We start from the raw sequence: 25,233 nt of genomic DNA on the forward strand, positions 1-25,233 counted from the left end.
CCTCCACGCACCCCCGACCCCAAGCCGGCTCCGCCCACGACAACGGACGAATCCTGGCCCGACGCCCCCTCAGACGACTTCGACTCCCCCGCCCCACCACAAGCCCCCCCCAGAGCCGCCACAGGCATCGCCGCCGCCAAATCAGCAGCCCGCGCAGCCTCCCAAGCCGGCCCCCGCCAAACCTGGCCGGACTCCATCCCCCCACGCAAAACGTCCGGCCCCGCCGACGACCCGGACACCTACAACGACAGTGGCGAACTAAGCGGCCTAGCCCTCCTCCAACGAGAACTGGGCGGCCGGGTAATCCAAGAAGTCGACCACTCCCAACCCTGACGGAACGCCCTCCCAGGCAGGTCGAGAACCACGCCACGGTGGGTCGGGTCGGGCGAAGATCGGCCGCTGGTTCCCCTCATCGAAGCGGTACTCGGCGTGCGATTGACGGAACCCTCTCCGGGCGTGGGAGATCTGCGGTGGGGCGGGGTTGCCGACGCACATGTCCGACGCAGCCATGGACCCCACCGGCGAGTTCGGAGGGGCGGCCGGGTCTGCGGCCAGGAAGGCCGCTTACGCCTCCGCGACCATCTCGGCAGGCGTCTTGAGGGTGGTCATCAGCCCGGACGCGCCCGCGTCCACGACGCCGTTGCGGGCCAGCACCTTCAGCCCGGTGGTCGGCCAGCCCGGTGGTCGGCCAAATGCCGACCGCGCCACCGCGAGGTGCCCTCCCACCACGAAGATCACACGCCATGTGGGGCGGGGATCCACGGTGGGTTGGGTTGACCGAGCACCCGCTGAGGCGGGGTGAACCACCCACGGTAGGGCGGGTTGGTCACGCGGTTCGGATGGAAAGTGCTGTCTTGCGGATTTCCTGCGGCGTGACGACGCCGGATGGGGTCCTGATCGTGATGGCTACGCCCTCGGATACGAGCCAGAAAGCTTCTGAGTCGTTGACATACCCCCGCCAAGGCCCGTTCCGGAACTCCTCCAGATGCCAGGTCCCCGGGTCGCGCTCGTAGTACTCGCGCAGGAATGCCCGCAGCGCGGCCGGTGTCTTCAACCGAGCCCCCCGCAGAATCGCGATCTTCAGATCCACCTGGGTGGCGCCGTCGATCTCACGCTCCCAGACCCGGGACACGAACCGCACGTCCTCCCACTCGTAGCGAAAGTCCGAGACCTGTCCGTCCACCGGGACACGCTCGATGACGAACCCGTCCAACTCCCCTCCCGATGGAATGATCATCAGCATCACCGCAAGCGCCACCAGCAACCGGCCGACCGCCACAAGCCCCCCTACGCGTCAGCGCTGAGCCGTACCAGCGCAGCCGCATGGCGGTGATCGTTGACCGACGTGCGGTTGATGATGTGTTCGAGGATCTCGAAGTCGTCATGCCCGGTAGGGGTCTGCGCGAAGATCCACAGATCGTCGACGGAGCCTTTGGCGAGGAGCTCGGAGCGTACCCGCGCGTCCAGCTCGTCCCGTTCGCGCCGCAACGCGGGCGATTCCGACCGGGGTAACAGCGGCCCTTGGTACAGGCGCGTGAGCGTGACCAGGTCCCCGCGGGACAGCGCCTCCCGGACGGTCAGCACATCCGCTTCGACCTCTCCGACCAGCCGATAGGGTTTCGCCGCCACCGCGCCGGACAGCACCGCCCGCAGCCGATGGATCTCCGCCCGGATCGTCACCGGGTTGCCGGCATCCCCGTACAGCAGAAAGGACAGCTGGTCGGCCGTGAGACCCCGGGGATGCGAGGCCAGCAGCGCGAGTATCTCCGCGTGCCGCAGCGACAGCGGCACCCGCACGCCGTCCAGTTCCGCGTGCGGCCGCTCGGTTCCGAGCAGGGTGAGACTGAGCCGAGGCGTGTCCCACACCCCGTACGGCATGATCAGATAAGCGTCCCCAAGCGACTCCACCCGCGCGGAGCGCCCGTCGGGGAGCACCACCCGATCTCCGCCCACCGGCAGCGTGATCCGCTCTCCGCCGGTCACCGGCACCGCGATGCGCTCCCCGCCGATGACCCGCCCTGACGGCGTCACCAGCAGCCCGGAAGCCCGCAGCCGCCCTTGGTGCCGGGACCGGATCCGCTCATCAGACTCGCGCATCCGCAACGCCAGGTGGCTCTCGGCCAGCCGCGCCGCGGCCCCGACCAGCGCGACCGTGGCCGGCGGCAGCGTCTCGGTCGTCCCGCTGATGTCGATGCAGCCGAGCACCTCCCCGCTGTCGGGGTCGATGATCGGCGACCCGACGCAGGACCAGTGGTGCAGCACCTTGATCAGATGCTCGGCGGAGTACACCGAAGTCGGCCGCCCGGTCGCCAGCGCGGTTCCGATGCCGTTGGTCCCCACGGCCTCCTCGGACCAGGCGAATCCGTCGGCCAGCCCGATCGTGTCCCCGTGCCGGAGGACCTCGCGGTGCCCGTCCCGCCAGAGAATGTGGCCGTCCGCGTCGGTGACCACCATGATGTGCGCGGCCTCGTCGGCGATCTGCAGCAGGGTGTGGTTCAGCAGCGGCAGCAGCTCGCTGAGCGGGTGCGCCGACCGCGCGTCGCCGATGTCGCCGACGTCGTAGACGAGAGGCGCGGCCCGGACCTCCGGGTGGATGCCCGCCGCGAGCGAGCGCCGCCAGGACGCGGAGATGACCGTCCGGGGGCTCTCCCCCTGCGGTGCGTTTCCGGACATCACGGCCTCATGCATCCGTCGGAGTCGCGTTTCCAGCATTGTCATCCCCAGCCTTCCCGGACAAGCCTCTGTGGACCGGAAGGGGCTCGCAACCGATTCCGACAATCTCCAGGAGTAACCGGTTGATCGCAACCTGTATGCAACGTTCGGCGGGCTAGGTTTGCCGCACCACACCGGGCCGCGGCCGACCTGGTGTGGTTGGGGCCGGGTCTCGGACGCTTGGAGGGGGGCCGGGATCCGGCCTGGGGCTCCCGCTGGGGAGGAACACGCGCTGTGCGCCAGGTGTTCAGATGAGCCGCGAACACCGTAGGCTCGTCGCGACGGCATGTCGCCATCCGGCTGAGGAGCGCACGATTGTGAACCCAGGAGATGTGAACCTGCAGCAGTTGCTGGAGCAGGCCCAGCTGGTGCAGCAGCAGCTCGCATCGGCCCAGCAGGAGCTGAACGAGGCCCAGGTGGAGGGCACCGCGGGCGGCGGCATGGTGGTGGCGGTCGTGAACGGCAGCGGTGAGCTGCTCGAACTCACGATCGACCCGAAGGCGATCGACGTGAAGGACCCCCAGGAGACCGCGGAGACCGTCGCCGATCTGGTGATCGCCGCCGTGCGGGACGCGGTCAGGGCCGCCTCCGAGCTCCAGCAGGAGAAGCTCGGCCCGCTCGCGCAGGGCCTCGGCGGGGGCGGTTTCGGCCAGCTCCCCGGATTCTGACGGTCATGTACGAAGGCGTCGTCCAGAACCTCATCGACGAACTCGGGCTGCTGCCCGGCGTCGGTCCCAAGAGCGCGCAGCGGATCGCGTTCCATCTGCTCGCGGCCGACCCGGCCGAGGTGAAGCGGCTGGCGCACGCGCTGCTGGAGGTCAAGGAGAAGGTCCGGTTCTGCCGGGTGTGCGGGAACGTGGCCGCCGAGCAGGACTGCCGGATCTGCCGTGACCCGCGCCGCGACCCGCAGGTGATCTGCGTGGTGGAGGAGTCCAAGGACGTTATCGCGATCGAGAAGACCCGTGAGTTCCGCGGGCGTTACCACGTGCTCGGCGGCGCGATCAGCCCGATCGACGGCGTCGGCCCCGACGACCTGCGGATCAGGGAGCTGATGACCCGGCTGGCCGACGGCGCGGTGACGGAGTTGATCCTGGCGACCGACCCGAACCTGGAAGGTGAGGCGACGGCGACATATCTCGCTAGGCTCGTCAAGCCCATGGGACTCAGAGTGACACGATTGGCCAGCGGTCTGCCCGTGGGCGGTGATCTCGAGTATGCCGACGAGGTCACCTTGGGCCGCGCTTTCGAGGGACGGAGGCTGCTGGATGTTTGACGAGTGGAACGCGCTGGCCGACCGGGTGTCCGGGCACGCGCAGAACTATCTGGACGGGTTGACCAGGTTGGCCGGCGGCGAGGGCGGGGATGCCATCCTGCCGCTGCTGCTGGTCGAGGTGGCCCAGGTCAGTCTGGCCGGAACGCAGTTGGCGGCGGTGCAGGACGTGATCCTGCAGGGCAACTTCGAGCCCGCGCTGAGCGAGGACCCGGACATAGACCCGTTGCGTACGGCTCTGGCCGCCCGGCTGGGCCCGGTCGACGACTATGCCGAGGTGTTCGATCCGTACAAGGACACGGCGGTCACGCCGTACCGGCTGTCGGATGACTTGACGGCGGTGGCGGCGGATCTGATTCACGGGTTGCGCCACTATCGGGCCGGGCGTCCGCTTGAGGCGCTGTGGTGGTGGCAGTACTCCTACTTCAACACCTGGGGCAATCACGCCGGGGCGGCGCTGCGCGCGCTGCAGGCGCTGGTCGCGCACACCCGGCTTGACGTGGCCGAAGAGACTACCACGGTGTGAGCTGTCCGGATGGCGGACTAAACCCGTTGGCACTGTGAGACGCGCCGTTAGACTGTGAGCTCCACGTCCTGATTCGTACGGGAGACAGCCAGTGGCGCTCGTTGTCCAGAAATATGGTGGTTCGTCCGTTGCCGACGCTGCCTGCATCAAGCGGGTCGCGCAGCGCATCGTGGCGACGAAAAAAGCCGGCAACGAAGTCGTCGTGATCGTCTCCGCGATGGGCGACACCACCGACGAGTTGCTGGACCTGGCTCAGCAGGTGTCGCCGCTGCCGCCGGGGCGCGAACTCGACATGCTGCTGACCTCGGGTGAGCGCATCTCGATGGCGCTGCTGGCGATGGCGATCGCCAACCTCGGGCACGAGGCGCGCAGCTTCACCGGCTCGCAGGCGGGCGTGATCACCGACTCCACGCACGGCAAGGCGCGCATCATCGACGTGACTCCGTCGCGGCTGCGGGAGGCGCTCAGGAACGGCTACATCGCGATCGTGGCCGGGTTCCAGGGCGTCTCGATGGACACCAAGGACATCACCACCCTCGGCCGCGGTGGCTCGGACACGACGGCGGTCGCGCTGGCCGCGGCCCTGCAGGCGGACGTCTGCGAGATCTACACCGACGTGGACGGCATCTTCACCGCCGATCCGCGGATCGTGAAGCGGGCCAAGAAGATCCCGTACCTGTCGTACGAGGAGACGCTGGAGATGGCCGCCTGCGGGGCGAAGATCCTGCACCTGCGCTGCGTCGAGTACGCGCGCAGGTTCAGCGTCCCGATCCATGTCAGAAGCTCGTTCAGCACCAGGGAAGGCACCCGGGTCTTCTCCGATCCCAAGACCGAAGGAACCGAGATGGAGCAGCCCATCATCTCCGGCGTCGCGCACGACCGGAGCGAGGCCAAGATCACTGTGGTCGGGGTGCCGGACAAGGTGGGCGAGGCCGCCGCCATCTTCCGCACACTGGCGGACGCCGGGATCAACATCGACATGATCGTGCAGAACGTGTCCGCGGCGGCCACCGGCCGTACCGACATCTCCTTCACGCTGCCGACGGCGGACTCGCAGACCGCGCTGACCGCGCTGAAGAAGATCCAGGACCAGGTGGTGTTCGAGAGCCTGCTCTTCGACGACCAGATCGGCAAGGTGTCGCTGATCGGCGCGGGCATGCGCTCGCACCCGGGCGTCACCGCCAAGTTCTTCGGGGCGCTGGCGGACGCCGGGGTGAACATCGAGATGATCTCCACGTCGGAGATCCGGATCTCGGTGATCGTCGGGCAGAACGAGGTGGACGCGGCCGTGAACGCGGCGCACTCGGCGTTCGACCTCGACGCCGACCAGGTTGAGGCCGTGGTGTACGGAGGGACCGGACGATGACCAAGCCCACTCTTGCCCTGGTCGGGGCGACCGGTGCCGTCGGCACCGTGATGCGCGAGATCATCTCCTCCCGCGCGGACATCTACGGCGAGATCCGCCTGGTCGCCTCGGCGCGGTCGGCGGGCAAGCTGCTGCGGGTCCGCGGCGAGGACGTGGCCGTCCAGGCGCTCGCCCCCGAGGTCTTCGACGGCGTCGACATCGCGATCTTCGACGTGCCGGACGAGGTCTCGGCCGACTGGGTGCCCATCGCGGCCGCCCGCGGCGCGATCGCCATCGACAAGTCCGGCACTTTCCGGATGAACCCCGAGGTTCCGCTGGTCGTCCCTGAGGTCAACCCGGACGACGCGCGGACCCGCCCGCTCGGCATCGTCTCCACGCCGAACTGCACCACGCTGTCGATGATGGCCGCCATGGGCGCACTCCACGCGGAGTACAGCTTGCGCGAGCTTGTGGTGGCTTCGTACCAGGCCGTGTCCGGGGCCGGTGTCGCCGGTTCCGCCCGTCTCTATGACGAGGTCGAGGCGCTGGCGGGTGACCGTACCGTCGGGCAGACCGCCGGTGACGTGCGCAAGGTGCTGCAGAACAAGCTGCAGGGGGAGTCGCCGTTCCCGGCGCCGGTGGCGTTCAACGTGGTGCCGTGGGCGGGTTCGCTCAAGGAGGGCGGCTGGGCGTCCGAGGAGCTGAAGCTGCGGAACGAGTCGCGCAAGATCCTCGGCATCCCGGATCTCAAGGTGTCGGCGACCTGTGTGCGGGTGCCGGTGATCACCACGCACTCGCTGGCCGTGCACGCCACGTTCGCCAGTGAGATCACGGTCGCCGACGCGCATCGCGTGCTGACGGCCGCGCCCACGGTCGTGCTGATGGACGACCCGGCCAACGGGGTCTACCCGACGCCGATCGACGTCGTCGGGACCGACCCGACGTACGTCGGCCGGGTGCGGCAGGCGATCGACTTCCCGAACACGCTCGACCTGTTCGTGTGCGGGGACAACCTGCGCAAGGGCGCGGCCCTGAACGCGGCCGAGATCGCCGAGCTGATCGTCGCCACCGAGTTCTGATGGGGGGCCGGGAACCTCCTCAAAGGTTCCCGGCCGGTCAGCGCAGCAGCAGGTCCCAGTGGTCGGGCTCGCGGGCGTAGATGTCGTCGTCGGGTGAGCGGTAGAGCTTGGCGCCATCCCCTCGAACACGGTAGAAGCGGTAATTTCGGGTGATATATGAGTCGACGCATGAATTGTGTTTGATGTCGACCTTGTAGCCGTTGCCGTGGCTGTAAGCGCCGGGGGCGTGGCCGGTTTCTGTGCCGCCGGTGATGATGATCCGGCAGTGGCTGTGGCGTTTCAGGTCGATGGTCTTCATCAGCGTGCCGTACCGGATCGAGTGGAGCGAGGTGCAGTACGGACGGTTCTGGTCGGTGCACCTGCCGGAGGCGTGCCAGCCCAGCCCGGCTCTGGAGATGCGGCGCATGGCGTGGGCGTGGCTGACCCGGATATTGGCCGACCTGCCCCGCCAGGTGCCCTGTCGCAGCCTGCCCTTCATGGTGGCGATCTTGCTGCGCCGGGCGGTGGCCCGGTGCTCCGTACGCAGTGCCTGGTGTGGCGGCCGGATCTGGACCGAGGACGCCGGGGCGTGCCGGATCGTTGTCTCGTTGGTGTCCTGGGTGGCCGCGTGGGCCGCGGTCATGGGCAGGGCGGCGGCCATCGTCAGTCCGGCGGCACTCAACCACGTGATGTTTAAACGCACCTCGGATCCCCCGTTACTCTCTGTCATGGGGGAGTTGCCAAAAAGATCAATCCCACCGGGATGCTGTGCCCATCCCTGTGTGACGTGAGAGTTTGCCCCAGGATGCGCATCATCTGGTGGGTCCATGACCTAACGGGGGCGGGAGCCGTACAGTGACCGATGTGCCCGAGCCGCGTGTGAGAGCTTCCGAGAGGACCCGGGAGCTGATTGTGGAAACCGCCCTGCGGTTGTTCCGGGAGCGGGGGTTCGAGGCGACGACCATGCGGGCGATCGCCGCGGAGGCGAATGTTTCGGTGGGGAACGCGTATTACTACTTCGCCTCTAAAGAACAGTTGATTCAGGCGTACTACGACCGGGCGCAGGCGGAGCATGAGGCGGCTTCGGCGGAGGTGCTGGCGACGGAGGGGGCGTTCGCGGCGCGGCTTTCGGGGGTTTTGTGTGCGTGGGTACGGGTGTCGGAGCCGTACCACGAGTTCGCGGTGAAGTTCTTCAAGCATGCTGCGGAGCCGAGTAATCCGTTGAATCCGTTCAGTGCGGATTCGGCGCCGGCTCGGGAGTCATCTGTCGCGATTTATCGGCAGGTTGTGGATGGGTGCACTGATCGGATGGATGCCGAACTTCGGGCGGAGTTGCCGGAGTTGTTGTGGTTGCTGTCGATGGGTGTGGTGTTGTTCTGGGTGCATGATCAGTCGGCTGGGTGTGCGCGGACTTATCGGTTGATTGATCGGACGGTGCCGTTGGTCGATCGGCTGGTGGGGTTGTCGTATTTGCCTGGGTTGCGTGGGGTGACGCGGGACTTTATCGAGGTCGTCCGCGAGCTTCGAGAGTGATGATCCACTTCTCCGGTTACGCTCGGTAGCGGAATCGGGGGAGGTTTCGTGGGGTGGATCGTTGTTTTCACGGTGGGGACCGTTGTGCTGGCCGGGGTAGTGCTGACCTCGCTGCGGCGGAGGGGTCACGAGGATGCCGATGGTGGCGCGGGGCCGATCGATTTCGCGGTCAATATCGCGCTTGCGGTGTTTCTGGTGGTTGTGGCGTATGCGGTGGTGTTGTGTCGGGATGCGATTTCGGCGTCCGAGGCGGATGTGAGTGCGGAGGCGGAGAGTCTGACCGAGCTCTACTGGGCGGCGGCGCCGCTGCCTGGCAGCGCGGAGGTTCGGACCTTGGTTCGCGCGTACACGACGCAGTCGATCGATCTGGACTGGCCGTTGATGGCCAAACTGGAACTTTCCCCCGTCGCCAGGAAGACACTGGACGAGCTGCGCGCCGCCGTGGTCAAGCTCAACCCCGCCAACGAAGGCGAGAACAACCTGCGCACTGAGGCCCTCGCCCGCGCCTCCGAGGTCAGCCACGCCCGCTCCGTCCGCGCCGACGACGCCTCCACTGAGCTGGAACCCGTCTTCTTCATCTCCATGGTCATCTCAGGGCTTCTGGTGATCGTCCTTCCGTGGACTCTGCGGCAGCGCCCCACCGTCCCTTCGATGATCGCCGACCTGGTCCGCATCGCCACGGTGGTCATCGGCATCGTCTTCATCCAGATGATCAGCCATCCGTACGGGGTTGAGGACGCCATCGACCCATCAGCCCTCCAATCCGCCCAAACCCAGTACAACCAAATCGACAAACAATTCCCCCTCACCTCCCCCGCATCCGCACAACAGCCCCAACCGCCACAGTGACCACCCCCGTCAAAATCACCACAATGACCACCTGCCGCTCGGTCCCCTTCCGCCGCTCCGCATAACTGGTAGCAGAAGCCTCCCGCCTCCGCCCCGGTACGGCACCCGCCTGCCCGGCCCTCACGAAATACGGCAAGCCAATCCGCCCCGAACCCACGGCCGCCCCGAACCGACTCCCCCTCCCGGGAACCGAGCTTCCTCCCCCCGAATCCCCCAAGCTCGACCGCTGCGAACCAGCGGCGGCCGGCCCCGCGGCCTGGGGGTCAGCGCGGGTCGAACCCGCGGGAGCCGAACCCGCGGGAGCCGAACCCGCGGGAGCCGGATTCGCAGACGGGTCCGCAGGCGTCGGATCCGCGGATTCCGGATCTCGCGGATTGTCCACGCTCGGCTTGGCAGAGCCCGGCGCCCGCCGACCCCCAGCCCCGGCAACAGCCGGCCTGTCCACGCCCGGCCGCTCAGCCTTTGGCTCTCCGCCTACAGGTCCACCCCCGCGAGGCTGCCTACCAGGCTGTGCCCCATTGGGCCGCGAGTCCTCATCACGGGGCCGCTCGCCAGGCTGCGTCCCGCTGGGTCGCGAGCCTTCATCGCGGGGTTGCTCATCAGGCTGGGTTTCGTTGGGTCGCGAGTTCTCATCGCGGGGTTGCTCGCCAGGCCGTGATCCGCTGGGCTGCGAGTCCTCATCACCAGGTCGCTCATCAGACTGTGTCCCATTAGGCCGCGAGCCTTCATCACGCGGTTGGGATCCTTCAACCCGCCCACCACCAGATTCATCCCCTCCCAGTTGGACTCCTCCCGGTTGGATTCCGCTGGGCTGCGGATGCCGGGGTCGGGGGTCGCCTGGTGGAGTGCCTTCTGGCTGTGCATCGCCCGGTCGTGCCTCGCTCGGCGAGTCGTCTCCAGGCTGCGGAATCCCGGGTTGGGGCTCTGCCGGTTGGATTCCAGTGGGCTGCGGACTTCTGGGTTGGGCGTCGCCTGGTGGAGTGCCTTCTGGTTGCGTATCGCCCGGTCGTGCTTCGCTCAGCGGGCCGTCGCCAGGCTGCGGAAGCCCAGGTTGTGGGGTGCCTGGTGGAGTGCCTTCGGGTTGTGCGCTGCCCGGTCGCGTTCCGTTCGGCAGGGTGTCTTCTGGCCGGGTTCCAAACGGCTGCTGACTTGCTGGCTGCGTGGCACTGGGCTCCGGAGTGCTGGGCTCGTTCTCGCTCGGTCGTGAGCTATTGGGCGGGGCGCCCGTGGGTTGTGCGGCAGCGGATTGATCGCTGGTCGGCTGCGGGCCACCCGAGAAGGGGTCGCTCGGCTGTGTGAAGGTCGGGGGCTGGCCTTGCGGAGATGTCCTTTCCGCCTGCGGAGCGGCTGGCTGTTGGGGAGCGAAGAGCTGAGTCTCGGTTTGCGGTGTTTGTGAGGACGGCCGTGGTTGGAGCTCGGGTTGCGGCGATCCCGCAGGGCGAGGTGTCAGCGCTTGAGGCGGCTTCGGGCTCGCTTCCGGGCCGGGCTTCAGAGGGCCGGCGCTCACGATGGTCGGCGCTGGGTCCGGCTTGGGCGGAATCTCGGCCGGCCGCGAAGGACCGGAAGCCGAGGGCACGGGCGACAAGGGCGCGAGCGCAGGAAGAGACGGCGAGATCGGCGACGGCGGCGCAAGCGGTGAGCCGGTCGACGATGACGGCGGAATCGGCCCTGGCAAGGGACGTGGGAAATCCGGAAGAGACCGCGATGGCGATGGCGATGGGAGGAAGGGCGAAGGCGCTGGTCCGGTGGGGAGGGATGTGGAAGGGGAGGAGGTCGGTGGAGTGAGTGTGGGTGCGGTGGGTGATGGCAGTGGAACCGGGCCGAGTGATGGGAGCTCGGATACCTGACGTGGCGGTGACGGGGGGAATGCCGGTGGGGACGGGAGAGGGGGCAATGGCAGGGGTGGTCGCGGCGACTGGATTGGGGTCGAGTTGGGGGATGCCTGGAGAGTCAGAGGAGTCGAGAGCGAGGGGGCGGGCGGGAGCGGAGTCGCAGGCGGAACTGGTGGCGATGGGGACGGAGTCGCAGCCGTGGAAAGGGTCGTGGATGGAGTCGTGCACGAGGTTGTGGACGGAGTTGGCACTGGGGGTGGCGATAGGAGCAGAGACGCTGGGATCGGCTGTGATCGTGGAGGCGTGGTTTCGTCGGCCACCTCGTCGTTGGCTGCGATCTCGCCTTGGGTGCAGGGGGTCAGGGTGCAGGGGGTCATAGGTGGGGCTATGGCGAGGAATGGGCGGATTGTGATCGGTTGGTGAGGGGTGGTGGGTTTCAGGCAGGGCTTGATCGTGAGGGTGTGGGTGTTGGTGGAGGGTTCGGGGCGGTGGTCGCAGAGGAGTGGGGTGAGGAGGGTGGCGAGGTTGGTGAGTGGTTGGGCGCAGGTGGGTGCGATGTGAAGGAACGGGGTGATGTGGAGGAAGGGGGTGATGGGGTTTGGGCGGTGGGTTGTTTGGGGGGTGCAGGAGGAGCGGTCGGGGGGATTTTCAGTGGGTGGGGATAGGGGTGAATTCGCCAGGGCGGGGGTGGTTGTGGGGGTGGTTAGGAGGGTGGCGGCTAGGTACGCGGCGCCTTTGGTGATCTTGCCCGACGCTTTCACGTGTGCTGTTCTAGCACGTCAGAGGCCATATATCGGGGAATGGGAAAGGGTTGCGCGAGCCGTACCGGCCGGTTGGTATGGTGAGCTTGGCGAAAGGATGGGCTGTGGACCGTTGGGGTATCACGATTCCGTATTTCGGGCAGGGGCTTGATCGGGAGCTTGTCGGGGAGCTGCCTTCGCTGGGGTATACGGATGCGTGGTCGGCGGAGGTGAGTGGGAACGACGGGTTCACGCCGTTGGTGCTGGCGGCTGGGTGGGCGCCTGAGTTGCGGCTGGGGACCGCGATCGTGCCGGTGTCCACGCGGGGGCCGGGGCTGCTGGCGATGACGGCGGCCACGTTGGCCGATCTCGCGCCGGAGCGGTTCGTGCTGGGGATCGGGGCTTCTTCGCCGGTCATCGTCGAGCGGTGGAATGCGGGCGAGTTCAGCAAACCGTATGCGCGTACCAGGGACACGCTCAGGTTTCTGAGGGCTGCGCTGGCCGGTGAGAAGGTGACGGAGAAGTATGAGACGTTCGAGATCAAGGGGTTCAAGCTGGACCAGGCGCCCAGGGTCGCGCCCAAGATCGTGCTGGCTGCGCTGCGGCCGAGGATGTTGAGGCTTGCCGCCGCGGAGGCCGATGGGGCGATCACGAACTGGTTGTCGCCGGAGGATGTGCGGAAGGTGCGGGCGGAGATCGATGAGGGCACCGAGCTCATCGCCCGGCTGTTCGTGATCGTCAGTGAGGACGCCGATCGGGTGCGGGCCCTGGCGAAGCGGATGCTCGCCGCGTATCTGACCGTTCCCGTCTACGCGGCGTTCCACGACTGGCTGGGCCGGGGCGACGTCCTGCGGCCGATGCACGAGGCGTGGGCCGCCAATGATCGTCAGGCGGCGGTCAAGGCCATCCCGGACGAGGTGGTCGACCAGCTGATCGTGCACGGCGACGCCGCCACCTGCCGGGCCAGGATCGCGGAGTATGTCGCCAATGGGCTCAACACCCCGGTGCTCGCTCCGATCCCCACCGGCGAGACGCCGATCGCTCAGATTGTCCGCGACCTCGCCCCGGAACGTGCCTGAAGGATTGTTCGTTATCGGGGGGAAAGCTCGGGTAAAGCACTCCTGAGCCCCTTGGAGGTCGGCGATGGCGAAGGCTCGGCGAGCGGCACAGGTCTACCACGCGTACCAGGACATTTCCCAGCCGGGCAGTCCCGGTCTCATGGCCCGCATCCGGGCGATCCCGCGCATGATCGGCGGCGCCCTCCGCGGTAACTACCGCGGCCTGGGCAAGGGCAAGCTCAGCATGATGGGCCTCACCATCCTCTACATCGTCTCCCCCATCGACGCGATCCCCGAGTTCCTCCCCGCCATCGGCGTAGTCGACGACTTCGGCGTCTTCCTCTGGCTCGCCACGTCCCTCCTCGGCGAAAGCGGCCGCTACGTCACCTGGGAGCAGCAGCAACACCTGCCCACCACCCCGAACCCCGGCCTCAAGCCTTAGAAACTTCTGGTGCGTGACTACGAACCTTCGCCGGGTCGAAGGGCTCCACGATCGCGGCGCTGATGTGCGAGGCCGATCGCGCTCGCAGGGGTTAGAGCTCCTCGCCCACTCACCCGAACAGGTGCAGTCAGGCCGGAGCGAGGCCGATCGCGCTCTTTCGGAGGTTAGAGCTCCTCACCCGAACAGGCGTGCGTCGGGGGCGAGAGCCTTCGTGGGTTAGAGCTCTTCCATGCGGAGCCAGGCTCGGGATGGGAGGGGGTGGCCGAAGAGGCGGGCGGCGTTGCCGTAGGCGACGCGGGCGAGGTCGGCGGGGGGGAGGTTGCCGAGGCGTTGGGCGACGGCGCGCTGGGTGTCGGGCCAGGAGGATTCGGAGCGGGGGTAGCCGCTTTCGAGGAGGACGTGTTCCATGCCGACGGCCATGCGGACGCCGCTGAGGGCGGTGTCGTCGAGGGAGCCGAAGAAGAAGTTGCGGCGCAGGACCTCGCTCGGCTTGAGGCCGCCTTCCCAGCTGGTTTCGCTGGCCACGGGGTGGTCGAGGGCGTAGTCGGCGCGTTCGGAGAGCATCGGCAGCCAGCTCACGCCGCCTTCGACGATCAGGATGCGCAGGGAGGGGAACCGGAGCGGGATCCCGGACCAGAGCCAGTCGGCGCAGGCGAACATCGCGCTGGCGGGGATCAGGGTGGTGATCGCCTCGATGGGGGTGTCCGTGGACGGGACAGGCGCCCAGGAGGAGCCGCCGGTGTGCAGGCAGACCACGGTGCCGGTCTCCTCGCAGGCGGCGAAGAACGGGTCCCAGTGGCCGCTGTGGATGGACGGCAGGCGCAGCCGGGTCGGGAATTCGGGGAACACCACGGCCTTGAAGCCGCGCGCCGCGTTGGACTTGATCTCGGAGGCGGCGATCTGCGGGTCGGGTAACCAGGGGAGTTGCAGCGCGATGATCCGCTCGGGGTAGCTGCCGGCCCACACGTCCACATGCCAGTCGTTCCACGCCTTGACCAGAGCGAGCCCGAGGTCCTGGTCGCGGGTCCTGGCGAAGGCCATGCCCGCCTGCCCGGCCAGCATGCCGGGGAAGTTGACGGCCGCCCAGATCCCGGCACGATCCATATCCTGGACTCGCTCGTCGATGTCGTAACATCCGGGGCGCATGTCATCGAACCGGACCGGCTCCAGTGTCCACTGCTCTTTGGGCAGGCCGGCCCCGACGTCCAACCCGGCGCACGGGTACGTGGCGCCGCCGTAGCGCCACACCTGATGCCCGGAGTCGGTGTCCACGACCCGGGGCGCCAAGTCCTCGAACTTGGCCGGAAGACGATCTTCGAACAGGTCCGGCGGCTCGATCACATGATCGTCGGCAGAGATGATCACATAGTCCCGCCGCCTCGGCTCTGGATCGGGAAGCAGCGGCGTGTTCACAGGAGTCAACGGTAGAGGCAAGGAATAACACCAAACAAGCTGCGAGGTCTCCGGTTGGTATCCGTTCGTTCACCCGGGGCGTCTGAGGTCTTTCGTCCAGATCGGGCGCTTAGTTCAACCTTACGGGCGATCGCCCGAGCAGGCGGAGAAATGCGGGTTCAGTGCGACACGGATTGCATGGTTTTCTGCGCAGATTCCGACGCGGCCCGAAGATCACGAGCCTCCCGGCGGATCAGTAGCAGCCAGCCGCCGATCGCGATTCCGATGAACATCCACCACTGGACGCCGTAGGCGAGGTTCAGTCCGCCGCCGCTTCCGGGGTCGGGATCCGGCACCGGCTCCGGCGCGATGGCCGCCGCGGGCTGCTGCCCGCTGAGCTCCACGAACCCCCCATACAGCCGGTACGGCAGCCCCGCCCCCAGCACGGCGTCATCAACCAGCAGAATCTGCCCGGTCGGCAGCCCGGCGCGATTCGGGATCCCGGACGTCTCCTCGGTCTCCGCCGGCCGCAGCCGCCCGGTGACGGTGACCTCGCCCGTCGGCGGCTTCGGCACGGAGGGCGTGCCGTCCGCGTCCGTCCCCGCCGGAACCCAGCCGCGATTCACCAGCACCGCACCCGCGCTGGTCACCAGCGGCGTCACCACATAGAACCCGACCCGCTGATTCTGGGTACGCCGCCGTACCACCCACTCGTGCGCCGCGTCGTAACTCCCCCGAACCGTCACCGTCCGGAACTTGTCCCCCTCCGGCACGGCACCCCCGACCGTCGCCAGCTCCTCCAGCGGAACCGGCGCCGCGGCCAGATTCGTCGTCGTACGGTCGCTGGCCGTCGAACGCTCCTCGTACCGCCCGAACTGCCACCGCCCGAGAAAGATGAACGCGGGGATCACCAGCAGCACCACGACGTGCAGCGCCAGCCAGCGAGGGGTCAGCAGAAACCGGTACACGCCTCCAAGAGTAGGCACCCACCCGACTGCCCTGTCAGCCGACTGCGGCGCGTCTCCTGAACCGTGCTCCCGGACCCGGTCGCGGGGTGACGTCGCGGGGTGTGGCGACGTCGTGGCCGTCGGCGCAGCGCAGGTGTTGTTCGATCAGGGCGCCGCAGCCTCGGTGGGTGAGCAGGACCGGGGGGCCTTCGGGGTCGCAGACGTACCGATCGCCCCAGTGCATCAGGGAGACCAGGATCGGGTAGAGGGCGACGCCCTTCTGGGTCAGGCGGTATTCGTCGCGCTGGCGCTGGCCTGGTTCCTGGTAGGGGACCTTGCGCAGGAGGTCCTCCTCCACCAGGCGGGTGAGGCGGGCGCTGAGGACCTGCCGGGGGGCGCCGGTGTTGGCCTGGAGGTCGGCGAAGCGCCGTACTCCGTTGAATGCTTCGCGGAGGACGAGGAACGTCCATTTCTCGCCCAACACGGCAAGGGTCCGTTCGATCGAACAGTTGTCTAGCCGGTACGCGCTCCGATCGGTCACGCCTTCCATGCTCCGCATCGTAACCATTACCTCCCACGTCATCTGAGTCTACTTGACAGACCTAGCTGGGCCAAAGGAGGCTGAGTCCATGCAGAGAACTCAGGTCGAGATCCGTCCGACGCGGCCGGATGACGAGGAGCGGGTGCGGGCCTTCCTGCTGGGGCTGTCGCTGCACACCCAGACGCACCGGTTTTTCGCGGGGCTGACCAGGCCGAGCGCGAGCATGTTGCGGGCGTTACTGGCCCGGGACGAGCGGCGGGACGCGCTCGTGGCGGTGTCGGAGGGGCGGGTGGTCGGGCATGCGATGGCCTGCCGGGACGGGCTGGACGTCGAGATCGCCGTGGTGGTGACCGACGAGTGGCAGAACGTCGGGGTGGGGTCCCGGCTGGTGCGTACGCTGCTGCGGCGGGTGACGGGGGCCGAGTGGGTCTCGATGGACGTGCTGGGGGAGAACCGGAGGGTGCTCGCCATGATCCGGAGAGCGTGGCCGGATGCCGTCATGACCGTCGAATCCGGGTCAGTTCAGGTCAGAGCGGAACTCACATTTGCAGAACAAGGTTCTGTTGCGTCACCATTGAGGGTGTGAAGAGCGCGAAGAATGGTCGTGACGGCCGGACCCGGATCATCGAGGGCGCTTTGCGCCGGTTCAGCCAGGACGGCGTCTCCGCGAGCACGCTGGCCAGCCTCCGGGAGGAAAGCGGCGTCAGCGTAGGTAGTTTCTATCATCATTTTGCCAGCAAGGAACATGTCTTTGGGGTGCTGTACTCCGAGACACTGGCGATGTACCAGGAAGCGTTCATCGCCGAACTGACCAGGCATGACGATGCGCGGGCCGGGATCGAGGGGATCGTCGCGCTGCACATGGCGTGGTGCGGGGAGCATCCGGAGCGGGCTCGGCTGCTGATCAGTGAGCGGCCGCCGCGGCGGGAGGAGCCGGGCGGGGCCGAGGTGGCCGAGTCGCGGCGGACCTTCTTCCGGCAGGTGTCGGATTGGTGGCGGCCGCACATGAAGGCGGGGTTGCTCAAACCGGTGCATCCGACGATGTGTTACGTGTTGTGGCTGGGGCCGGCGCAGGAGATGTGCCGGCTCTGGTTCGCGGGTGCGCATCAGCCGACCGACGAAGAGATCAAGGAGCTGGGCGAGGCCGCCTGGGCCGGTCTGCGGATGTGATCGGGGCCGCTAGATTTGCTTTCCGTGAAAGCTCCATCTGACCTGCTGCGACGGCTTCGGGCCCGGTTCGATGAGACCGGATACACCATCGACGGGGTGCGTGAGCGGCTGGGGGACGTCGCCGCGTCGGCGCTGGCCCGGGAGGAGCTGGTGCCCGCGCTGCGGGCCACCAAGGACGTCGACCCGCTCGCCGCGCTGATCCGCCTGTGGTGGCTGGGCGTCCCGGTCAGCACTGCCGCCGTCGACCTTCCTCTCGCCGAACTCGTCCAGTTCGGCCTGCTGGTGAAGGTCGGCGACGCCGTCCAGGCCAGTGTGCACTTGCAGCCGTGGGAGACGGGTGGCTACCTCGTCTCCGATCGTAAGGTGCGGCCTGGGGATCCCGCGGTCCGGCGTGATCACGTCGTCGGCGCGGGCGGCGCGTCCGCGAACCTGGCTCAGTTGGTCAGCCGCCGTCCGGTCTCGCGTGCGCTAGATCTGGGTACTGGTTGCGGTGTCCAGGTCCTGCATCTGGCCGGACGGGCCGACCACATCGTCGCCACCGACGTCAACCGGCGCGCGCTCGACCTGGCCCGGTTGAGCTGGGGACTGTCCGGAATCGAGGGCGTGGACGTCCGCAAGGGGTCGATGTTCGAGCCGGTCGACGGGGAGCGCTTCGACCTGATCGTCTCCAATCCGCCGTTCGTGATCTCCCCCGCGGCCCGGCTCACCTACCGGGAGACCGGTCACCGGGCCGACGACTTCTGCCGTGAGCTGGTACGGCTGGCGCCCGCCCACCTCAACCCCGGCGGCCACTGCCAGCTGCTGGCCAACTGGCTGCACGTCAAAGGCGAGGACTGGCAGGACCGGGTCGGCAGCTGGCTGGCCGAGACCGGGTGCGACGGCTGGGCCGTCCAGCGGGACGCGCAGGACCCGGCCGAGTATGTCGAACTCTGGCTCCGCGACGCGGCCGAGCAGGGCACTCCCGTCTACCGGGACCGCTACGACGAATGGCTGGCCTGGTTCGAAGCCCAGAACGTCACCGGCATCGGCTTCGGCTGGATCACCCTGCACGCGTCCGGCACGCTCGACCCGGTGGTCCGCGTGGAGGAACTCCCGCAGCAGGTCGAACTCCCCGTCGGCGACTACCTGCCGGACATCCTCGACGGCATCACCACCGCCCACCGCCTCACCGACGACGACCTACTGGCCGCCGCGCTCCACCTGACCGAGGGCGTCCTGGAAGAACGCGTCGGCGTCCCCGGCGCAGAGGACCCGACCAGGATCGTCCTCCGCCAGACCCGTGGCCTGCGCCGCGCCACCTCGGTCGGCACGGTCGAAGCAGCCCTTGCGGGCGTCTGCGACGGCGACCTCCGCCTGGGCCCACTGCTGGCCGCCATCGGCGACATCCTCGGCGAGGAATCACTGACCCCGGGCGGCCTGCGCTCGTTGATCGCGGAGGGGTACTTCCGGCTTCCGATCCTGGATTGATTGCGGGGGAATCACGTCCTCCGGATTCCTGGCAGGAATGCCGTGATGAATATGTTATAGAGATCTACCTTCAGAAACCCGCCGGTAACACTCTACTCTTTGGGATAACGTTATCTCAACCGGTCCAACCAGGCCGGGAGAGGTCTTTTGCCTGCTCAGGCAGGGGCAGAAAGGCACCCCCCATGAGAAACACGCGAGGCATCCTGGCGGCCGCTGTCACAGCGACGGCGCTCACCGGCTCGCTGATCACGGCGATCCCCGCGACGGCCGCAGTTCCGACCATCGATGACCAGTGGGCGGAGATCCAGCAGATCGTCGGCCCGATCAAGGGCCGCTGGACCACCCAGGGTTACGCCGGCTCGGTCAACAGCACCATCCCGGACACCGCTCTCCTCGGTAACGGCGACATCGGGGTGACCTCCGGTGGCGGCGACGGCTACAAGACCTTCCACATCTCCAAGGGCAACTTCTGGACCGCCACGCCCAGCCCCTCGCTGGTCGCCCTCGGTTCCGTGACGATCACGCCTGACACCACCATCACCGCCTCGAACCTCGCGCTGGGGGCGACCGCGACCTCGTCCAGTAGCCACCCGGCCTTTCCGGCGAACCGTGCGGTCAGCGGCGCCTGGGCGGCCGGCTACGAAGGCTGGGTCTCCAACGTCGGCAAGCCGCAGTGGCTCCGGCTCGACCTGGGCTCGGAGAAGACCTTCCGCCGCTACATCACGCGGCACGACGCCGCGGCCCGCCCGGCGGAGACCGCCAACGTCACCAAGAACTGGACCCTTGAGTCCAGCACCGACGGCGCCAACTGGACCACGATCGACACCGTCACCGCCAACAACCTGGCGACGACCGACCGTACCTTCCCTGCGGTGACCGCGCGCTACCTGCGGATGAACATCACCGAGCCGACCCAGGGCACCACCTCGGACTCGCTGAACAACCCGCGCGCCCGCATCGGCGCCCTGGAGCTGTACAACGTCGAGGGTCCCACCGCGCCGACCGGCCCGTTCCTCGAAGAGCAGAACATCGTCAAGGGCGACGTCGACACCGCCATGGTGATCAACGGCACCCCGGTGACGATGAAGACCTTCACCGGCGCCGACGACAACCTGGTGGTCACCTCGATCACCTCACAGGGCACCGCACCGGTCCGGCTGCGCGCCCAGACCGCCGTCGGCGCAGTGGGCGGCCGCAACCTGCCCGCCACCTCGGGCGTGGCCGGCGACACCCAGTGGGCGACCAGGTCGACCTCCCCGGGCGCCTGGGTCTCCCGGGCCTCGCTGGCGACCCGCGTCATCGGCGGCACCCAGCTCGGCGCGCCCTCGGGCGGGCGGATCAACTTCGAGCTGGCCCCCGGCGAGACCGTCGACATCGTGACCGCCGTGACCGGAGGCGGCGCCAACACCCCGGACCCGGGCCCCGCCGCGGTCGACCTGGCGAACGCCCAGACCGCCGCGTCGGTGGACGCCCTCTACGCCGAGCACCTCGACTGGTGGAAGAACTACTGGCTCCGTTCGTACGTCGACCTCGACGACGACGTGCTGGAGAAGTTCTACTACAGCTCGCTCTACTTCCTGGGCTCCTCACTCCGCGAGGGCAAGACCGCCTCAGGTCTGTACGGCATCTGGGCCACCTCCGACAGCCCCCTCTGGGGCGGCGACATGCACATGAACTACAACTGGCAGGCCAACTACTACGGCGTCTACAGCAGCAACCGGCCCGAACTGGCGCTGCCGTACTTCGACCTGGTGACCGACTACCTGCCCGAGGCGCGCAACCGGGCCCGTACGGACCTGCGCGACGTCAAGGCCGACTACGTCGACAGCCGTTTCCCGTCCGGCGGAATGCCGTCGGGGGTGCTGTTCCCGGTGGGGATCGCGCCCTTCGGCGCGACCGTCGGCGACACCTACCACCAGCAGGTGGGGAACTCGCTGTTCGCGGTGACTCAGTACATCTCGTACTGGCAGTACACCCAGGACGAGGAGTGGCTGCGCCAGACCGGCTACCCGTTCATGAAGGAGGTCGCCGCCTTTTTCGAGAACTGGCTGGAGCGCGACGAGACCACCGGCCAGTACTACTCCTTCGGCGGCCCGCACGAGGGCACCTGGGGCAAGAACTCCAGCCCCGACCTGGGCATGCTGAAGCTGCTGCTGACCACCCTCGAAGAGGCCGGCGCCCGCCTCGGCGTCGACTCCGACCACCGCTGGGCGTGGGGCAAGATCCTGCGCAACCTCCCGCCGTCGCCCACCACGGTCCTCAACGGCAAGACCGTGTACGCCCTGGGCGAGCCGGGCACCCTGGTCGGCCTGCCGGCCATCCGCCCCGGCGACAACACCGTCAACCTGGAGTTCATCCACCCGGGTGAGCAGATCGGGATCGGCTCGCCGGAACTGGAGCGGCAGACCGCGATCGACACCATCACCGCGATGAACTCGTGGGGCCAGGACAACAGCTTCCCGAAGGTGTTCACCCAGGCCGCGCGGGTCGGCTACCCGGCCCAGACCCTGATCGACCGCCTCAAGCAGCAGATCAACAACAGGTCGGTGGCCAACCTGCGCATCGCGGACGGCAACCACGGCCTGGAGAAGGCCGGCGCGATCGAGGCGCTGAACAACCTGCTGCTGCAGAGCTGGGACGGCCTGATCCAGGTCTTCCCGGTGTGGCCGGCGGGCAAGAGCGGCGCCTTCCACAACCTGCGCGAGAAGGGCGGCCTGGTGATCAGCGCCAAGCGGACCGGCGACGCGGTGGAGTACATCACCGTGAAGAGCGAGCAGGGCGGCAAGTTCGAGATCAAGAACCCGTGGCAGGGGACCAAGGTCAACGTCGCGGTGGACAACGGGACCGTGAGCAACATCGGCGCAGGTAAGGCGACGATCCGCATCACGGCCGTGAAGGGCGCGACCTACACGTTCACGCCCGCGCAGTAACAACCAGGATGGCCCGGCGGCAGCGCCGGGCCATCGTTATTTCTGGAGCGAATGGGACGAAGAGGCTCGGCAATCCAACGCTGATCCAACGTTGAGCCCGCCGGGACACTCTGGGGATGGGCACGGATCCAGGGGGTTCGGGGTCCATGTCAAGTCCGGCCGGTCGTCGTAGTGAGGCGGCAGGCTGTCACGAGGCGCTCCGGATTTCCGGGCCCCCCTAAAGCGCCGACTGACAGCTGACGACCGGCCGGGCGACACCACTCGCGGGAGGTCACGATGATCAATCACATCCGGATGACGCGGATGGACGATGAACTAGGTCTCGACCTTCTGGGTGAGGAGCGCGCGTACGTCGTCGGCTTCGGGGGAGCCGAGCCGGGTGAAGATGTCGAGGGCCTTCTCTAGGGCGTCGGTGCTGCGGGTGACGCTGCCCAGACCGCGCAGGGCCTTGCCGAGGGCGGCCAGGGAGAGCGCCTCGCCGTACGGGTGGGTGATCTCGCGGCTGACGATGAGGGCCTGTTCGGCGTGGCGGGCGGCGTCCTGGTAGCGGCCGGCGGCGGTGAAGGTGGTGGCCAGGCGGACGCAGACGCGCTGTTCCCAGACGCGCTGGTTGCTGGCCCGGAAGAAGTCCAGGCATTCGGCGTGGTGCACGACGGCCTCGTTGAGGCGGCCGACGGCGGACAGCACGATGCCGAGGTGGTAGCGGGCGCGGGCGACGCCGGCGTCGCTGCCGAGTTCGGTGAAGATGGCCAGGCCCTGTTCGGAGACGGCGATGGCGTCCTCGGGACGGCCCAAGCCGAAGTGGTCGCGGGCCGAGTAGCTGAGCACGAGGGCTTCGCCGGCCACGTTGCCGACCTCGCGGTAGATCTTGCCGGCCCGGTCGAACCATTCGAGGGCTTCGGTGTGGCGGCGCTGCCGTCCGGCCACGACGGCGAGGGCGTTGAAGATCTCGCCGAGCACGATGGGGTCGCCGCACTGTCCGGTGAGGGTACGGGCGGCCAGGAACTGGTCTTCCGCTTCGGCCATCCGGTTGGCGCCGAACAGGACCCGGCCGAGCACGTAGCGGCAGCGGAGTTCGCTGCGCGGGTCGCCGGCGTGCCGGGCGGCGTCGATCAGGACGCGGGTGCGCTGGTCGAACTCGCGGCCGGTGGCGCCGGTCTCCAGCAGGGGTTCCATCGCGACGAGCAGGTCGGCGGCGGGCAGCAGGTCGCCGGCGGCGGCTTCGGCGGCCTGGCCGAGTACGGCGAACAGGCCCTCGCTCTCGGCGGCCAGCCAGGCCAGCGACTCGTCCGCGGAGGTGAACTGGTGCCCGCGGTGGCCGATCACCTGGAGGTTGTCGGCGACGGCGCTGCCCTCGTAGGCGAGCCGGTGGGCCGAGCGCGCGGTGGACAGGCAGAAGCCGAGCAGGCGGCGCAGCGCCTGGGCCTGGGCGGCGGTGGTGTCGGTGTCCTCCGACTGCCGCCGGGCGAACAGTTTCAGCAGGTCGTGGAAGCGGTAGCGGCCGGGCGCCGGCGCTTCGAGCAGGCTGGCGTCGACCAGGGACTCCAGCACGTCCTCGGTTTCGACGTGGCTGAGGTCCAGGACGGCCGCCGCCGCGAACACCGAGATGTCGGAGCCGTTGGGCAGCGACAGCAGCCGGAAGGCGCGCATCTGGCGGGGGTCGAGCTGGCCGTACCCGAGGGCGAAGGTGGCCGAGACGGCCAGGTTGCCGATCTTCATCTCGTCCAGCCTGCGGCGCTCGTCGGCGAGCCTGGGGACCAGGGAGGCGACCGTCCAGGACGGGCGGGCGGCCAGCCTGGCGGCCACGATCCGGACGGCGAGCGGCAGGAAGCCGCAGGCGGCGACGACGTCCATGGCGGCGGCGCGCTCGGCCGCCACCCGGTCCACGCCGGCCACGGCGCCGAACAGGGAGAGGGCCTCGTCGGGCTCCATCACGTCGAGGTCGATCAGCCGGGCCGAGGGCAGGTCGGCGAGTTTGCCCCGGCTGGTGATGATCGCGGCGCAGCCGGCCGAGCCGGGCAGCAGGTGCTCGACCTGGTCGGCGTCGCGGGCGTTGTCGAGCAGCACCAGCATGCGCCGGTCGGCGAGCAGCGAGCGGAACAGCGCGGACCGGTCGGCCAGGCTGTCGGGGATGACGTCGACAGGGATGCCGAGGGCGCGCAGGAACGCCACCAGGGCGGTCTCCGGCGGGGTCGGCTCCTGGCCGTAGCCGCGCAGGTCGGCGTAGAGCTGGCCGTCCGGGAACAGGTCGTGGACCAGGTGGGCGACGTGCACCGCGAGGGTGGTCTTGCCGACGCCGCCGATGCCGGACATGGCCACCACGGGCACGCCGTCGCCGCTGCTCAGCAGTGTGAGCATGCGGTTGACCAGCTGTTTGCGGCCGGTGAAGTCGGTGACGGCCGCCGGGAGCTGGGCGGGTTTGGGCATCTCGACCAGGAGGTCGGGTTCGTCGGGGGGCGCGGGCCGTACCGGCTCTGCGGGCTTGGCGACGGTGAGGGTCGGGTCGGCGGCGAGGATGCGGCGGTGCAGGTCGGCGAGTTCGGCGCTGGGCTCGATGCCGAGTTCCTCGATGAGGGCGTGCCGGGTCTCGGTGAAGACGGTGAGGGCTTCCGCGGCCCGGCCACAGCGGTAGTAGGCCAGCATCAGCTGGGCGCGCAGCGTTTCGCGGAGCGGGTGGTCGGCGGTGAGGGCGATCAGTTCGGAGACGACTCCGGCGTGCCGGCCGAGGGCCAGGTCGAGGTCCATCAGGGTCTCGACCACGCCGAGGCGGCGTTCGATCAGGCGGTCCCGCTGGTGGTCGGCGTACGGGCCGACGGCGCCGGCGAGCGGTTCGCCGGTGCACAGGGCGAGCGCGCCGCGCAGGGTCTCGGCGGCCTCGGCGGTCGAGCCGGCCCGCTGGGCGGCTTCCGCGGCGGCCACGGAGCGGTCGAAAACGGCCAGATCGAGCAGGTCCGGCGCGAGGCGCAGCGCGTAGCCGCGGCCGACCGAGGTGAGCAGTTCCGGCGGGGTACGCGGCGACCTGTCCGGTTCGAGCACGGTCCGCAGCCGGGACACGTACGTCCGCAGCGCGCCCAGCGCCCGGGGCGGCGCGTCCTCCCCCCAGATGGCGTCGATCATTTCGGACGGGGTGACCGCCCGGCCCTCGCGCAGCAGCAGCATCGCGAGGATGGAACGTTGCAAGGGGGTGCCCAGGTCCAGTTCGACCTCGTCGCGCCAGGCCCGGACAGGTCCGAGCACGGCGAAGCGCAGCCCGTCCTCGGCACCACGACCAGCCATTTGCCATCCTCTTCGCCCAATTGGCGGGTTTTCCGACCAAATGATAGATCCCATTGGGGCTGTCCAGTAGAGCGGGAACCTCTCGTTAACCCCAGCGTCGATTGTCATTAAGCCTATTGATCAGGCATTGATCGGTCGTTGAGCG

General features: G+C 68.5%; 21 protein-coding genes and 1 pseudogene. 14 read left to right on the plus strand and 8 right to left on the minus strand.

The window, feature by feature from the left end; all coding sequences use genetic code 11:
- Positions 1–333, plus strand: a pseudogene (locus Acor_RS43285) (DNA polymerase III subunit gamma and tau); the annotation flags it as partial.
- A gap of 231 nt (positions 334–564) precedes the next feature.
- Here Acor_RS43285 and Acor_RS16035 read toward each other — a convergent pair.
- The 3 genes from Acor_RS16035 to Acor_RS16045 form a co-directional block, all read right to left on the minus strand.
- A complete protein-coding gene (locus Acor_RS16035) occupies positions 565–726 on the minus strand; it encodes a hypothetical protein (RefSeq protein WP_170316955.1) in 162 nt (53 codons plus the stop codon).
- Positions 727–826: 100 nt separating this feature from the next.
- Positions 827–1,237: a hypothetical protein gene (locus tag Acor_RS16040; protein WP_155337456.1), complete on the minus strand. Its 411-nt coding sequence runs from the start codon at positions 1,235–1,237 to the stop codon at positions 827–829.
- Positions 1,238–1,287: 50 nt separating this feature from the next.
- Positions 1,288–2,673, minus strand: a complete 1,386-nt coding sequence (locus Acor_RS16045; protein ID WP_218034318.1) for a helix-turn-helix domain-containing protein — start codon at positions 2,671–2,673, stop codon at positions 1,288–1,290.
- 356 nt (positions 2,674–3,029) lie between these two features.
- Here Acor_RS16045 and Acor_RS16050 point away from each other — a divergent pair, with 356 nt between their 5' ends.
- The 5 genes from Acor_RS16050 to Acor_RS16070 all read left to right on the plus strand — a co-directional run bounded on the left by Acor_RS16050 (position 3,030) and on the right by Acor_RS16070 (position 6,932).
- Positions 3,030–3,380 (plus strand): YbaB/EbfC family nucleoid-associated protein, encoded by a 351-nt coding sequence (locus tag Acor_RS16050; protein ID WP_155337458.1) that lies wholly within the window; start codon positions 3,030–3,032, stop codon positions 3,378–3,380.
- A gap of 5 nt (positions 3,381–3,385) precedes the next feature.
- A complete protein-coding gene (gene recR / locus Acor_RS16055; RefSeq protein ID WP_155337459.1) occupies positions 3,386–3,985 on the plus strand; it encodes a recombination mediator RecR in 600 nt (199 codons plus the stop codon).
- Entirely contained in the window at positions 3,978–4,508 is a 531-nt protein-coding gene (locus Acor_RS16060; RefSeq protein WP_155337460.1) for a DUF5063 domain-containing protein, read from the plus strand. The genes recR and Acor_RS16060 overlap by 8 nt, the downstream gene beginning before the upstream one ends.
- A gap of 91 nt (positions 4,509–4,599) precedes the next feature.
- On the plus strand, positions 4,600–5,874 hold the full coding sequence (locus tag Acor_RS16065) for an aspartate kinase (RefSeq protein WP_155337461.1): 1,275 nt from the start codon (positions 4,600–4,602) through the stop codon (positions 5,872–5,874).
- Positions 5,871–6,932, plus strand: coding sequence for an aspartate-semialdehyde dehydrogenase (locus Acor_RS16070; protein WP_155337462.1), 1,062 nt, complete (start codon positions 5,871–5,873; stop codon positions 6,930–6,932). The genes Acor_RS16065 and Acor_RS16070 overlap by 4 nt, the downstream gene beginning before the upstream one ends.
- 37 nt (positions 6,933–6,969) lie before the next feature.
- On the opposite strand, the gene Acor_RS16075 is transcribed toward Acor_RS16070, so the two are convergent.
- A complete protein-coding gene (locus Acor_RS16075; RefSeq protein ID WP_155337463.1) occupies positions 6,970–7,593 on the minus strand; it encodes a hypothetical protein in 624 nt (207 codons plus the stop codon).
- Between the two features lie 230 nt (positions 7,594–7,823).
- Between Acor_RS16075 and Acor_RS16080 the strand changes: the two genes are divergently transcribed.
- The 4 genes from Acor_RS16080 to Acor_RS16095 all read left to right on the plus strand — a co-directional run bounded on the left by Acor_RS16080 (position 7,824) and on the right by Acor_RS16095 (position 13,365).
- Positions 7,824–8,444 carry a TetR/AcrR family transcriptional regulator gene (locus Acor_RS16080; protein ID WP_246238683.1) on the plus strand — a complete coding sequence of 207 codons (621 nt, stop codon included), beginning with the start codon at positions 7,824–7,826 and terminating at the stop codon, positions 8,442–8,444.
- A 48-nt stretch (positions 8,445–8,492) separates the two neighbouring features.
- The gene (locus Acor_RS16085; protein WP_170316956.1) at positions 8,493–9,293 is read left to right on the plus strand and encodes a bestrophin-like domain; all 801 of its coding nucleotides are present in this window, start codon (positions 8,493–8,495) and stop codon (positions 9,291–9,293) included.
- 2,697 nt (positions 9,294–11,990) lie between these two features.
- Complete coding sequence (locus Acor_RS16090; protein ID WP_155337465.1) at positions 11,991–12,944, plus strand: LLM class F420-dependent oxidoreductase; 954 nt, start codon at positions 11,991–11,993, stop codon at positions 12,942–12,944.
- Positions 12,945–13,008: 64 nt separating this feature from the next.
- Entirely contained in the window at positions 13,009–13,365 is a 357-nt protein-coding gene (locus Acor_RS16095; RefSeq protein WP_155337466.1) for a YkvA family protein, read from the plus strand.
- A gap of 216 nt (positions 13,366–13,581) precedes the next feature.
- On the opposite strand, the gene Acor_RS16100 is transcribed toward Acor_RS16095, so the two are convergent.
- The 3 genes from Acor_RS16100 to Acor_RS16110 form a co-directional block, all read right to left on the minus strand.
- Positions 13,582–14,778 (minus strand): amidohydrolase family protein, encoded by a 1,197-nt coding sequence (locus Acor_RS16100; protein ID WP_155337467.1) that lies wholly within the window; start codon positions 14,776–14,778, stop codon positions 13,582–13,584.
- 158 nt (positions 14,779–14,936) lie between these two features.
- Positions 14,937–15,725: an SURF1 family cytochrome oxidase biogenesis protein gene (locus tag Acor_RS16105; RefSeq protein ID WP_155337468.1), complete on the minus strand. Its 789-nt coding sequence runs from the start codon at positions 15,723–15,725 to the stop codon at positions 14,937–14,939.
- Positions 15,726–15,759: 34 nt separating this feature from the next.
- Positions 15,760–16,254: a winged helix-turn-helix transcriptional regulator gene (locus tag Acor_RS16110; protein ID WP_155337469.1), complete on the minus strand. Its 495-nt coding sequence runs from the start codon at positions 16,252–16,254 to the stop codon at positions 15,760–15,762.
- 79 nt (positions 16,255–16,333) lie between these two features.
- On the opposite strand from Acor_RS16110, the gene Acor_RS16115 reads away from it, so the two are divergent.
- The 4 genes from Acor_RS16115 to Acor_RS16130 all read left to right on the plus strand — a co-directional run bounded on the left by Acor_RS16115 (position 16,334) and on the right by Acor_RS16130 (position 21,812).
- The gene (locus tag Acor_RS16115; protein WP_155337470.1) at positions 16,334–16,831 is read left to right on the plus strand and encodes a GNAT family N-acetyltransferase; all 498 of its coding nucleotides are present in this window, start codon (positions 16,334–16,336) and stop codon (positions 16,829–16,831) included.
- On the plus strand, positions 16,828–17,415 hold the full coding sequence (locus tag Acor_RS16120; protein WP_155337471.1) for a TetR/AcrR family transcriptional regulator: 588 nt from the start codon (positions 16,828–16,830) through the stop codon (positions 17,413–17,415). The genes Acor_RS16115 and Acor_RS16120 overlap by 4 nt, the downstream gene beginning before the upstream one ends.
- Before the next feature lie 15 nt (positions 17,416–17,430).
- Complete coding sequence (locus Acor_RS16125) at positions 17,431–18,882, plus strand: DUF7059 domain-containing protein (protein WP_422664810.1); 1,452 nt, start codon at positions 17,431–17,433, stop codon at positions 18,880–18,882.
- Between the two features lie 182 nt (positions 18,883–19,064).
- Positions 19,065–21,812, plus strand: a complete 2,748-nt coding sequence (locus Acor_RS16130) for a glycosyl hydrolase family 95 catalytic domain-containing protein (RefSeq protein ID WP_155337473.1) — start codon at positions 19,065–19,067, stop codon at positions 21,810–21,812.
- Between the two features lie 315 nt (positions 21,813–22,127).
- On the opposite strand, the gene Acor_RS16135 is transcribed toward Acor_RS16130, so the two are convergent.
- Entirely contained in the window at positions 22,128–25,088 is a 2,961-nt protein-coding gene (locus tag Acor_RS16135) for an AfsR/SARP family transcriptional regulator (protein WP_155337474.1), read from the minus strand.
- Positions 25,089–25,233 lie beyond the last annotated feature (145 nt).

It is taken from the genome of Acrocarpospora corrugata (genome assembly GCF_009687845.1).
Lineage (GTDB): Bacteria > Actinomycetota > Actinomycetes > Streptosporangiales > Streptosporangiaceae > Acrocarpospora > Acrocarpospora corrugata.